Consider the following 12825-nt stretch of genomic DNA (forward strand, 5'->3'; position numbering starts at 1 on the left):
CGCGACTGTCAAATGCTTTTGTGCAATTCGTAAGAACCGCAGAAAACCGCCTGTTTTCAGCAAGATCCGGGGCGCGAATCGGGTTCGCAGCCGCAAAAATCCCGCCGCTCGATTCTGTCGCAGCCCGAGCCCCATTATGGTTGCATGGCGTTAACCATACGCCATTAAACCGGGCGGCCGCCCTGAAAATGTTACCAAGATATTGATAGAGTGCGAAAAATTGGCCTCTTAACGGGCAAATTAAGTTGACAGACCGGTGCATGATTTGCATCTTGCTCGTCAGTCGTTAACCCCATTCGCGCTTTAATGGTGCCGATCGGGGTGCACGGGCCTAGGCCGTCGGTGGCGCTCCAGGGGGCGCAGTCGTTCGGATCGCCACCGAAACCGTCAATAGATTGAGGGGGATGTGCGTTGACCCCACGCATTCGTTGGGCCGGCCGTGTGCTCAAGCACCACGCCGGAAAGTGCGGATTTGTAGTCGCAGCCGTCGCCATGACGTTGCTGTTACGGGCCACCAGCCCCGACCTGCTCCCGGCGGTCGATGCGGCGGTTCCCAGCAGCGACAGCGCCAGCCCCGCAAATCCGAGCAGCGAAAGCGCCGCGACCGGCGATACGACGACTTCTGACGCCCCGGCCGCGGCTGAGACGACAGAAGTCGCCGCCAAGACGGGCGACAGCACCGACACAACCGACGCCCCAGCCCCCGTGAGCGACGAAGCCGCTCCGGCCGCGGAAGTGGTCACGCCGGGCCCCAGCGTCGCGGCGCTGCCGACGCCACGCGTGTCCGACAGCGACGAGACCCCGCCGGCCTCGCTTTCCGAACCGGCGCCGGGCGACGAGAATCAGCCGTCCGGTGGCGATGCTCCCGCCGCGAGCGATGCCGCGCCGACCGCCAATCCCAGCGCCGCGATCGCGCAGACCGTCGAGGTGCAGCGCGGCGATACGCTGATGACGATCCTGGTCAATGCCGGCGTCAGCCATGACGATGCCTATGGCGCGGTCGACGCGCTGAAGGATCTGTTCGCGCCGCGCGACCTGCGTCCCGGCCAGGAGATCGCGCTCACCTTCTCCGCGCCGGAGAAGCAGCATCAGGGCCCGATCGACTTCCAGCTCGTGAGCCTGAGCCTGCAGCCGTCGGTCGAGCGCGATCTGCAGGTCACGCGCGCCTTCGACGGCGGCTTCCAGGCCTTCGCCATCGACCGGCCGCTGACCCATCGCAATGTCGCGATCCAGGGCGAGATCCAGTCGAGCCTGTTCGGCGCCGCCGAGTCCGCCGGCGTTCCCGTCGCCGTCATCACCGCAGCCATCAAGGCCTTCAGCTACGACGTGGATTTCCAGCGCGATATCCAGCCCGGCGACAAGTTCGAGTTCGTGTTCGACCAGCTCGACGACGAGGACGGCAATCTCGCCAAGCCCGGCGACCTGCTCTATGCCTCGCTGACCCTCTCGGGCAAGGTCTACGAGATCTACCGCTACGAGATGTCGGAGGGCTTCGTCGACTACTTCAATCCGAAGGGCGAGAGCGTGCGCAAGGCGCTGCTCCGCACGCCCGTGGACGGTGCGCGCATCACCTCGGGCTACGGCATGCGCAACCATCCGCTCCTGGGCTATAGCAAGATGCACAAGGGCATCGATTTCGGCGCGCCCACGGGCACGCCGATCTTCGCCGCCGGCGACGGCGTCATCACCCGCATCGGCCCCTTCAGCAGCTACGGCAACTATATCCAGATCAAGCACAACGCGACCTATGCGACGGCCTATGCCCATATCAGCCGCTTCGCCAAGGGCCTGCATGTCGGCTCGCGCGTGCATCAGGGCGACGTCATCGCCTATGTCGGCGCCACCGGCCGCGCCACCGGCCCGCATCTTCATTTCGAAGTGCTGGTCAATGGCAGCCAGGTCAATCCCACGAGCGTCAAGCTGCCTTCCGGCACCAAGCTCGCCGGTGCCGACCTGAAGAAGTTCAAGGCGGCCATGACCGACATGATCGCGCTCAAGGAGCAGCTCGAGGCCGAGCAGGTCCAGACCGCCGCGGCGCCGGCGCCGTCGCAGGATTGCGGCTCGGACCCCGATACCACGGATTGCCAGTAGCCGGCTCCCGGCTCCAAACGAAACGGCGGCGGTTCTCCTCGAACCGCCGCCGTTTTGCTTTGCGCCGCTGAGCAGCGGGGGACGAATCAGGCGGCCTTCGCCACCGCCTCGCCATTGATCGTGAGGCCCTTGGCGTTGGCGCTGACCTTGACGGTGTCGCCATCGGCGATGCGTCCCGCCAGCAGCAGGTTCGCCAGCGGATTCTGCAGCTCGCGCTGGATCACCCGCTTCAGCGGCCGGGCGCCGTAGACCGGGTCGTAGCCGGCGTCGGCGAGCCAGGTCTTGGCGCGTTCGTCGAGCTCGAGCGCGATCCGGCGCTCCGCCAGCATGGCGACGAGGCGCTTGAGCTGGATCTCGACGATGCCGGTCATCTGCGCCCGGGTCAGGCGGTGGAACAGCAGGATCTCGTCGAGCCGGTTGAGGAACTCCGGCCGGAAGGCGCTGCGTACCACCTCCATCACCTGTTCGCGCACCGCCGCCGAATCCTGCCCTTCGGGCTGGCTCGCCAGGATGTCGCTGCCGAGATTCGAGGTCAGCACGATCAGCGTGTTGCGGAAATCGACCGTGCGGCCCTGGCCGTCGGTCAGGCGGCCGTCGTCCAGCACCTGCAGCAGCACGTTGAAGACGTCGGGATGGGCCTTCTCCACCTCGTCGAACAGCACGACCTGGTAGGGCCGCCGCCGCACGGCCTCGGTCAAGGCGCCGCCCTCGTCATAGCCGACATAGCCCGGCGGCGCACCGATCAGGCGCGAGACCGAGTGCTTCTCCATGTATTCCGACATGTCGATGCGGACCATGGCGTGCTCGTCGTCGAACAGGAATGCCGCCAGCGCCTTGGTGAGCTCGGTCTTGCCGACGCCGGTGGGGCCGAGGAACAGGAACGAGCCGATCGGCCGGTTCGGATCCTGCAGGCCCGCCCGCGCCCGGCGCACCGCGTTCGAGATCGCGACGATCGCATCCTGCTGGCCGATGACGCGGCTCGCCAGGAGCTCTTCCATCTTCAGGAGCTTGTCGCGCTCGCCCTGCAGCATCTTGTCCACCGGAACGCCGGTCCAGCGCGAGACCACCTCGGCGATCTCGTTCTCGCCGACCACCTCGTTCAGCACGCGATGCTGCTCGGCCTGCTGCGCCTTCTCGAGCTGGCGCTGCAGCTCGGGGATGCGGCCATAGAGCAGCTCGCCCGCCCGCGCCAGGTCGCCGCGGCGCTGGGCCTGCTCGGCCTCGGCGCGCGCCTGGTCGATCTGCTCCTTGATCTTCTGGGCACCGGCGAGCTGGGTCTTCTCGGCCTGCCAGGCCGCCGTGAGCTTGGCCGATTCCTCCTCGAGCTCGGCGATCTCCTTCTCGAGATTCTTGAGCCGCTCGACCGAGGCGCGGTCGCTCTCCTTCTTCAGGGCTTCGCGCTCGATCTTGAGCTGGATCAGCTTGCGGTCGAGCTCGTCGATATCCTCGGGCTTGGAATCCATCTGCATGCGCAGACGGCTCGCGGCCTCGTCCACCAGATCGATCGCCTTGTCTGGCAGGAACCGGTCGGTGATGTAGCGGTTGGAGAGCGTGGCCGCCGAGACGAGCGCGCCGTCGGTGATGCGCACGCCGTGATGCAGCTCGTATTTCTCCTTGAGCCCGCGCAGGATCGAGATCGTCTCCTCGACCGAGGGCTGCGAGACCAGCACCGGCTGGAACCGGCGGGCCAGCGCCGCATCCTTCTCGATATGCTTGCGGTACTCGTCGAGCGTGGTGGCGCCGACGCAATGGAGCTCGCCGCGCGCCAAGGCCGGCTTCAGCATGTTGGAAGCATCCATGGCGCCTTCCGCGGCGCCGGCCCCCACCAGCGTGTGGAGCTCGTCGATGAAGAGGATCACCTCGCCCGCGGCGGCGGAGACCTCCTGCAGCACGGCCTTGAGCCGCTCCTCGAACTCGCCGCGGAACTTGGCGCCGGCGACCAGCGCACCAAGGTCGAGCGCCATCAGGCGCTTGTTCTTCAGGCTCTCCGGCACGTCGCCATTGACGATGCGCAGCGCCAGGCCTTCGACGATGGCGGTCTTGCCGACGCCGGGCTCGCCGATCAGCACGGGATTGTTCTTGGTGCGCCGCGACAGGACCTGGATGGTGCGGCGGATCTCCTCGTCGCGCCCGATGACGGGGTCGAGCTTGCCGTCGCGCGCGGCCTGGGTCAGGTCGCGGGCATATTTCTTGAGCGCTTCATAGCTGTCCTCGGCCGAGGCGCTGTGCGCCTGGCGGCCCTGCCGCAGCTCGGCGATGGCCTTCTCCAGCGCCTGGGGCGTGACGTTGAGACGTTTCAGGATCGCGGCCGAGGGCGTTCCCGCCGCGAGCGCCAGCGCCTGCAGCATGCGCTCGGCGGTGACGAAGCTGTCGCCGGCCTTCTCCGCGAGCGTGGTCGCGCTGTCGAAGAGGCGCGCGGTTTCAGGCGCCAGGTAAACCTGCCCCGCACCGCTGCCTTCCACCTTGGGCAGCTTGGCCAGCTCGGCTTCGGTTTCTTTCAGCGCGCGAACGGGGTCGCCGCCGCCGGCGCGAATGAGATTGGCGGCGAGGCCTTCGCGGTCATCGAGCAGCACCTTGAGCAGATGCTCCGGCGTGAAACGCTGATGGCCGCTGCGCAAAGCGAGACCCTGCGCGGACTGAATGAATCCGCGGACTCGCTCCGTGAATTTTTCGAGTTCCATTTCTTCCCTGCCCTCTCTCGGCCATGTCCGGTTTGCCCAGCCCACGGCGAAGGATGCGAATTTCCCTCAGGCACCCTCGGGCCCCGGCTCGTCTCGCCGGCTCCCTCAGGCCCTACGGAAATATGGGCCGTGCCCCCAATGACACAAGAGGGGTAGGGCCAATTTCGGCCCGGGAAGTAGCCATCGGCCGGTTTTGCCGCAACGGCAAAACCCCGCAGGGACAAGCCCTTGCAGGAGACCCCATCCGGAGGACGGGAAAGGAGATGGAAAGGCGGGCTGAGGGCCCGCCCGGAGGTCACTCGCCGGCCGGCTCCGGGGCCTTGCTGGCCGTGCCGTTCATCGCCGGCGCCTCCTCGCCCTCGGCATCGCCCTCGTCGTTCTCGACGCCGCCGCTGCCGTCGGGCCGCTGCATCGGCCGATTGCGATTCTGGTTCTGATCGTCGCCGCTATAGGCATTGATCAAACGATAATAGTGCTCGGCATGCTGCAGGAAGTTCTCCGCGGCGATGCGATCGCCCGCGGAGCTCGCATCGCGTGCGAGCGCCAGATACTTCTCCAACACCTGGTAGGCATTGCCGCGGACCCGAACATCGGGTCCGTTGCTGTCGAAGGTCTGCTGACGTGGATTGAAGTGCGGTTTGCGCTGACCGCGGCCGCGCGAACGCCGGGGATTCGAGCCTTGCCTCATCGCCTTATCGCTTCGCTTTAGGATACCGTCTTTCCCGCTTCCCGGGCGCACGGCGCCGTTGCTCTGGGCTGCCGTCGCATATCATCAAGCATCAGCTTGGGAGGGGGGACAGAACGTCGGCCCGGCCCCCTTGGCCGAGCGTCTCGGATCTGTTTTCCGGGAGCTAACCTAGACGGTCGCTCCCGCCTTTCCAACTGTTTTTTTGGCGGCTTTCCGGGCCATGACCAGGCATCGCCAGTGGCCACCGAGATCGGCACGCCACTTGCGTAGCGTCAAACCGCCCGCTTCATAGATCGCCTGCGCGGCAGGCCCCTGTTCGTCGCCATGCTCCACCACAGCAATGCCACCGGCGGCAAGTCGTCGCGGGATGATTCGGGCGAGCCGGCGGTGCGCGGCGAGGCCGTCGGGACCGCCATCGAGCGCCAGATGCGGGTCGTGCAGCACCACCTCCGGCGCCAGCGTCGCGATCTCCGCGGCCGGGATGTAGGGCGGGTTCGAGACCACGATGTCGAACCGTCCGGCGAGGCCGGAATCCCAGTCGGCGATCCGGAACCGGGCGCGGCGCTCGAGGCCCAGGCGCGCCGCATTGGCGCTGGCCGTGGCCACGGCCAAGGGCGCCAGATCGACACCGATTCCCTTCGCGTTCGGCAGTTCCGAAAGCAGCGCCAGCAGGAGGCAGCCCGTCCCGCAGCCGAGATCGAGAATCGACAGGGGCGCATCGCGATCGGCGACCGTCTCCAGCACCGCCTCGATCAGCGTCTCGCTGTCGGCGCGCGGATCGAGCGTGGCCGCGGAAAGGCCGAAATCGAGACTCCAGAATTCGCGCCGGCCGAGGATGCGCGAGACCGGCTCATGCCGGGATCGGCGCCGGACGAAATCCTCGAAGCGCGCCGCCGTCTCGGGTGCGACCGGCTGCTCCTCGCGGCCGACGAGATCGCCCCAGCTTCGATCGAGCGCCGCGGCCAGCAGGAGGCGCGCCTCGCGCCGCGCGTTCTCGATGCCCACCCGGTCCAGACGATGCTGGCCCGACGCCAGGAGATCGCCGATGGCCGCCATGGCGAGGTTCATGCCTCCTCGGCGAGCTGGGCCAGGCGGCTCGCCTGGTCGTCGGCGATCAGCGCGTCGATCAGCTCGTCGAGCCCGCCGCCCTCCATCACCGCCTCGATCTTGTAGAGGGTCATGTTGATGCGGTGGTCGGTGACGCGGCCTTGCGGGAAGTTGTAGGTGCGGATGCGTTCCGAGCGGTCGCCCGAGCCGACCTGGCTCTTGCGCGAGGCGGCCCGCTCGGCCTCGCGCTTGGTGCGCTCCATCTCGAACAGGCGCGCGCGCAGCACCTTCAGCGCCTTGGCCTTGTTCTTGTGCTGCGATTTCTCGTCCTGCTGCTGCACCACGAGGCCGGTCGGGATGTGGGTGATGCGGACCGCGCTGTCGGTGGTGTTGACCGACTGACCGCCGGGACCCGACGCGCGGAAGACGTCGATGCGCAGATCCTTCTCGTCGATCTGGATATCGACCTCCTCGGCCTCGGGCAGCACCGCCACCGTCGCCGCGGAGGTATGGATGCGCCCGCTGCCTTCGGTCGCCGGCACGCGCTGGACGCGATGCACGCCCGATTCGAACTTGAGGCGCGCGAAGACGCCGCGCCCCGAGATCGAGGCGATCGCCTCCTTGTAGCCGCCGAGCCCGGTCTCGTTGATGCTGATGATCTCGAACTTCCAGTTATGCAGCTCGGCATAGCGCCGGTACATGCGGAAGAGTTCGGCCGCGAACAGCGCCGCCTCCTCGCCCCCGGTGCCGGCGCGCACCTCGAGGATGGCGTCGCGCTCGTCGGCCTCGTCTTTCGGCAGCAGCAGCAGCTTGAGCCGCTGGTCGATCTCCTGGAGGCGCGTCTTGGCCGCGCGCAGCTCCTCGTCGGCCAGCGCCCGCATCTCGGGCTCGGCCGCCGCGTCCTGGCTCAGGCTGGCCAGCTCCTCGACCTCGCCCTGCGCCTTGCGCAGCTCGAGGATGGTCTCGACCGTCGGCGCCAGGTCGGAATATTCCTTCGCCATGCGCGCGAATTCCTGCGCGTCGCGCTTGCCTTCGGCCGCCAGCAGATGCGCCAGCTCCTCATGCCGAAGCACCACGCGGTCGAGTTTCAGATCCAGATTCACGTCTTTTCCTTCGTCGATCCGTCGATTCCGAACAGGCGGCCCAGCAGCGCCGCCAGGGTCGATGCGTCCTTGCCTTCGCCCGCGACCGCCTTCAAGGCCGCTTCCGGCCGCTGCAGCAGCCGGTTCACCAACAGGCGCGTGGCCGCCTCGGCATCGCCGCCGGCCTCGGCCAGCGCCTTCGCGCGCTCGGCCTCGAGCTCGGCACGCAAGGCGGCCAGCGCCGGCGCATAGCCCGGCTCGGCATAGCGCGCCTCGAAGCGCGCGGTCTCCTCGGCCAGGATCCGCGCCGCGGTCTCCGCGGCCTGCCGGCGGGTGGCGGCGCTGCCGCGCGGCGTGCGGCCCTCCATGGCCAGCCGCTCCAGATCGTCGAGATCGTAGCGGAAGGCGTCGTCGAGCTCGCCGACGGCGGCTTCGATGTCGGGCGGCAGGGCCGCGTCGAGGAGCAGCATCGGCTTGTGCCGGCGCGCCTTGAGCGCCGCCTTGACGGCCTCCGTCGTCACCACGACCCGGCCGGCCCCCAAGGCCGCGATCACGATGTCGGCAGCGGCCAGCGCCGCGTCAAGCTCGGCCCAGTCGCGGAAATGGCAACCCAGCCGCCGGGCGGTCAGCTCGGCGCGCGCCGCGGCCGGATGGGTGACGGTGAGCCGCGTGAGCCCGCCCTTCTGCAGCTCGGCCGCCATCCGCTCGCCCATCTCACCGATGCCGAGCATCAGCGCGCTGCAGCGGCCGAGATCGCCGAAAAGCTCGCGCGCGACATCGATCGCGGCGGTCGCCATGGAGACCGGCTGCTCGGCCAGCGGCGTCTCGCTCCGCACCCGGCCTGCCGTCACATAGGCCGCCTGCAGCATGGCTTCGAGCTCGGGGCCCACCAGCCCCGCCTCGATCGAAGAGCGGTGATTGGCCTTGAGCTGCTCCAGCACCTGGGGCTCGCCCGGGACCGGGCTGTCGAGCGAGGCCGCGACCGAGAAGAGATGGCGCAGGGCCGTGACGCCGCGTCGCTCGAAGAGCTGCGCCGACACCAGCTCGGGCGCCAGCCCCGCGCTCGCCGCCAGGATCGCGCGCAAGGCCGCCGCTCCCCGCGCGGGATCGGGATGGAAGACATAGAGCTCGCAGCGGTCGGAGGTGACGACCGTCAGCGCCTGCCCGAAGCCCTGCTGCTTCAGCCGCTGCAGGATCGCGGGCGCGGCGCTCCCGTCCAAGAAGAGACGCTCGCGCAGCGCCGCCGTGGCGCCGCGATGGCTGGCGCCGACCAGCAGCAGGTCCTGGACCGAAGAACGGGCTGAGCGGGGTTCCGGCATCGGCCGGCCCCGCTAACGGTAAGCGGCGAGGCGATCCTTGAGGGCGTCGAGCGCCACCGTCTCCTGCGATCCCTTGTCCAGGTCGCGGAGCGTGACGACGCCGCCCTTGAGCTCATCCTCGCCCATCAGAAGGGCGACAGAGGCATGAAGCCGATTGGCCCGCTTGAGACGCTTGCTCATATTGCCACTATAACCCAGCTCGACGGCAAAGCCCGCCTTGCGCAGATCGTGGGCCAGCCTGAGGGCCGCCCCTTGCGCCTCGTCGCCGACCGGCACCACCGCCACCGGGCGGCGCGCCGGCGGCGCCTCCGCCAGCATCATGGCCAGCCGTTCGATGCCCGAGGCCCAGCCGACGCCCGGCGTCGGCGGCCCGCCCATGGCCTCGATCAGCCCGTCATAGCGCCCGCCGGCCATCACCGTGCCCTGGGCGCCCAGCGTCTCGGTCACGAACTCGAAGGCCGTGTGGCAATAGTAATCGAGCCCGCGCACCAGCCGCGGGCTGACGCGGTAGGGGATCCCCAGCGCGTCCAGGCCGCCCGTCACCGCGGCGAAGAAATCGCGGCTGGCCTGGTTGAGATAATCGCCGAAGAGCGGCGCCTCGGCCACGATGCGCCGGTCGCCCTCGTCCTTGGAATCGAGGATGCGCAGCGGGTTGCGCTCGAGCCGGTCGCGCGATTCCTGCGAGAGCTTGTCGCGATGCCCGCCGAAATAGCGCACCAGCTCGGTACGGTAGGCTTGGCGGCTTTCCGCGTCGCCCAGGCTGTTGAGCTCGAGCACGATCCGGTCGGCCAGGCCCAGCTCGGCCAGGATCGAATGGCCGGTGGCGATCACCTCGACATCGCCCGCCGGCGCCGCCACGCCCAGGAGCTCGATGCCGATCTGGTGGAACTGCCTGAGGCGGCCCTTCTGCGGGCGCTCATAGCGGAACATCGGCCCGTGATAGAAGAACTTCAGCGGCAGGTTCTGGGCGAGCCCGCCCGAGATCAGCGCGCGCGCGACCGAGGCGGTACCCTCGGGACGCAGCGTCAGCCCCTCGCCGCCGCGGTCGGTGAAACTGTACATCTCCTTGGTGACGATGTCGGAGGTATCGCCCAGGGTGCGCTTGAAGACCTCCGAGAACTCGAAGATCGGCGTCTCGATCTCGAGATAGCCGAAACGCTCCGCCACCTCGCGCGCGGCCTCGGTCACGCGGCGGTGGCGGCGCATGTCTTCGGGCAAGAGATCGTGCGTGCCGCGAACCGGCTGCAGCGTCGTCAACGGGAGGCTCCTGAGGGAATGCTATTCGGCGGCGGTTTTCGCGCCGGAAGCCGCCGCGGCGGCGGCCTTGGCCGCCTCGATCTCGGCCGCCTTCTTCTCGATCAGCTCGACCAGGTGATCGACGATGTCGGCGTCCTTGAGGCGATGGTGCGGCACACCGGCGATATAGACCTGGTGCGTGCCGTTGCCGCCGCCGGTGAAGCCGATATCGGTCTCGCGCGCCTCGCCCGGCCCGTTCACCACGCAGCCGATGACCGAGACCGTCATGGGCGTGTTGATATGGGCGATGCGCTGCTCCAGCCGCTCGACGGTCTTGATGACCTCGTATTGCTGGCGCGCGCAGGAGGGGCAGGAAATGATGTTCACGCCGCGATGGCGCAGGTTGAGCGACTTCAGGATGTCGAAGCCGACCTTGATCTCCTCGACCGGATCGGCCGAGAGCGAGACGCGGATGGTGTCGCCGATGCCGGCCCACAGCAGCGAGCCCATGCCGATCGAGGATTTGACCGTGCCGGAACGGAAGCCGCCCGCCTCGGTGATGCCGAGATGGAGCGGATAGTCGCAAGCGTCGGCCAGGCCCTGATAGGCCGCGACGGCGAGGAACACGTCCGACGCCTTGACGCTGATCTTGAACTCGAAGAAGTCGTTGTCCTCGAGGATCTTCGCATGATCGAGCGCGCTCTCGACCATGGCCTCGGGGCAAGGCTCGCCGTAGCGTTCCAGGAGCTCGCGCTCGAGGCTGCCGGCATTGACGCCGATGCGCATGGCGCAGCCATGGTCCTTGGCCGCCTTGACGACTTCCTTCACGCGATCGGCCGAGCCGATATTGCCCGGGTTGATGCGCAGGCAGGCCGCACCCGCCTTGGCCGCCTCGATCGCGCGCTTGTAGTGGAAATGGATGTCCGCGACGATCGGCACCTTGGCCGCGCGGACGATCTCGCCCATGGCCGCGGTCGATTCCTCGTCGGGGCAGGAGACGCGAACGATATCCGCCCCCGCCGCCTCGAGCGCCTGGATCTGCGCGATCGTCGCCTTGGCGTCGGCGGTCAGCGTGTTGGTCATCGACTGCACCGTGATCGGCGCGTCGCCGCCCACCCGGACGGCGCCCACTTTGATCTGCCGGCACTTGCGCCGGGCGATGTCGCGATAAGGGCGAACGCTCATCGAGATCCTCGAAAATCGTCTGGAACGGTTGCGGGGGAACGGACTAGAGCGCCGGCCCTGCGGCATGGGCGCCAAGATGCGCTCCCCGACCGATAAGATCAAGTATCGGCAAGCCCATGATCAAATTGAAATATTCAGCCGCCGCCCAGGAGCCGCTGGGGGTCGAGCGAGATGTTGCGCCGGACCACGCCCACCGGTCCCAGGGATGACACCTTCTTGCCATCGACCAGGATGTCGAGCCCGCCGGCATTGCCGGTGGCGAGCGTCAGGGTCGGATCGTTGGGCACCAGATAGCGGTCGCCCGGCCTCAAGACCCGGGTCCAGACCTCCTGGCTGGCGCTGCTGACCTGGACCCAGGCTTCCTGCCGCGCCACCAGCACCACCCGGGATTCGCCGTTGGTGACGCCGTAATCCTGGCCGCGCGGCAGCGAATCCTCGCCGACCGACGGGGCGGGGGGTGCTGCCGGGGGCGCCGTGGCGGAAGGCGGGGTCGCGGCCTGCTGCGTCGTGGCCGGGACGGTGGCGGCGGGCGCCGTCGGCGCCACCGGCTGCGGCTGGGTCATGCTGGGCGCCGGCACCGTGGTGGCGGTGCTCGGGGTCGTGATGGTCGGCGAGGTCGCGGGCGCGGTGTCCAGGGTGGGCGGCGGCTCGACGATCTCCTGATCGTCGCTGCCCTGGCTCGCCGCCTGCGTCCCATCGGTCGCGGCATCGGCGTCGTCGGGTGCCGGCGGCACCTCATCCTCCTCGGCCGCGCTCGCGTCCGAGGGCGCCGTGGGCGACAAGGTGATCGCCGCCGCGGCCTGCTCGTCGGCCGCGGTCGCCACGCCCGCCGTGCTTTCGGCATCGGCGGAGGGCGAGGCCGTCGTTGCCGGCGCCGCCGGGGCGGAAGCCGTCGCGTCGGGAGCCGGCGCCGGCGTCTGGATGGTCGGGTTGTCGTTGCTGGCGACGGTCGAGGGCGCCTCCGCGGGCTTACCTTCGCCCAGCAGGTTCTTCAGCTGGGCCGGCACCTCGGGAATGAGGCCCGCGAGGCTGCGCTCGCGATCCGACATGTAGAACCAGGTGCCGTAGCCGATGCCGGCGATCAGGATCGCGATCAGCACCAGCGCCCCGCCGGGGATCTTTCCCTCGGCCGGCGTGACCGGGAAGACGAGCTGGGTGCGCCGGCCGAGTTCCTCCACCTCTTCGCGGAAGCGCCGGACGATGTCGGGCCCGTCGAGCCCCAGGAAATCGGCATAGGAGCGCACGAAGCCCACCGCGTAGGTCGTGCCGGGCAGGGCGCCGAAATCGCCCTCCTCGATCGCGCGCAGATAGACCGCGCGGATGCGCAGCTGCTGCGCCACGCTCTGGAGGTTGCGTCCCGTGGCCTCGCGGGCCGTGCGCAGCAAGGTTCCCACGCGGCTGCCGCCGCGGTCGGCGCCCGGGTCGCCTGTGCCTAGATGCGCGTTATCCGCCATGTCATCGCTCGACGATATCCGGCCGGAAGCGGATCTCCGGCA

General features: G+C 68.7%; 9 protein-coding genes. 1 reads left to right on the top strand and 8 read right to left on the bottom strand.

Translation table 11 applies throughout. The features are described 5' to 3' along the window. Window positions 1-492 precede the first annotated feature (492 nt). Window positions 493-2091, top strand: coding sequence for a peptidoglycan DD-metalloendopeptidase family protein (locus FRZ61_RS21010; protein WP_151119570.1), 1599 nt, complete (start codon window positions 493-495; stop codon window positions 2089-2091). An 86-nt stretch (window positions 2092-2177) separates the two neighbouring features. Here FRZ61_RS21010 and clpB read toward each other — a convergent pair whose 3' ends face one another. The 8 genes from clpB to FRZ61_RS21050 all read right to left on the bottom strand — a co-directional run bounded on the left by clpB (window position 2178) and on the right by FRZ61_RS21050 (window position 12783). Continuing rightward, window positions 2178-4772, bottom strand: a complete 2595-nt coding sequence (clpB, locus tag FRZ61_RS21015; protein ID WP_151119571.1) for an ATP-dependent chaperone ClpB — start codon at window positions 4770-4772, stop codon at window positions 2178-2180. A 295-nt stretch (window positions 4773-5067) separates the two neighbouring features. Beyond that, complete coding sequence (locus FRZ61_RS21020) at window positions 5068-5460, bottom strand: DUF4167 domain-containing protein (protein WP_151119572.1); 393 nt, start codon at window positions 5458-5460, stop codon at window positions 5068-5070. Between the two features lie 168 nt (window positions 5461-5628). Then, window positions 5629-6528: a peptide chain release factor N(5)-glutamine methyltransferase gene (gene prmC, locus FRZ61_RS21025; RefSeq protein WP_225308930.1), complete on the bottom strand. Its 900-nt coding sequence runs from the start codon at window positions 6526-6528 to the stop codon at window positions 5629-5631. After that, a complete protein-coding gene (prfA, locus tag FRZ61_RS21030; RefSeq protein WP_151119573.1) occupies window positions 6525-7610 on the bottom strand; it encodes a peptide chain release factor 1 in 1086 nt (361 codons plus the stop codon). The genes prmC and prfA overlap by 4 nt, the downstream gene beginning before the upstream one ends. Next, window positions 7607-8908 (bottom strand): glutamyl-tRNA reductase, encoded by a 1302-nt coding sequence (gene hemA / locus FRZ61_RS21035; RefSeq protein ID WP_151119574.1) that lies wholly within the window; start codon window positions 8906-8908, stop codon window positions 7607-7609. The genes prfA and hemA overlap by 4 nt, the downstream gene beginning before the upstream one ends. Before the next feature lie 12 nt (window positions 8909-8920). After that, entirely contained in the window at window positions 8921-10165 is a 1245-nt protein-coding gene (gene hisS / locus FRZ61_RS21040) for a histidine--tRNA ligase (protein ID WP_151119575.1), read from the bottom strand. A 21-nt stretch (window positions 10166-10186) separates the two neighbouring features. After that, the gene (gene ispG, locus FRZ61_RS21045; protein ID WP_151119576.1) at window positions 10187-11329 is read right to left on the bottom strand and encodes a flavodoxin-dependent (E)-4-hydroxy-3-methylbut-2-enyl-diphosphate synthase; all 1143 of its coding nucleotides are present in this window, start codon (window positions 11327-11329) and stop codon (window positions 10187-10189) included. A gap of 134 nt (window positions 11330-11463) precedes the next feature. After that, window positions 11464-12783, bottom strand: a complete 1320-nt coding sequence (locus tag FRZ61_RS21050; protein WP_151119577.1) for a helix-turn-helix domain-containing protein — start codon at window positions 12781-12783, stop codon at window positions 11464-11466. Window positions 12784-12825: the final 42 nt, after the last annotated feature.

Source organism: Hypericibacter adhaerens (assembly GCF_008728835.1).
Lineage (GTDB): Bacteria > Pseudomonadota > Alphaproteobacteria > Dongiales > Dongiaceae > Hypericibacter > Hypericibacter adhaerens.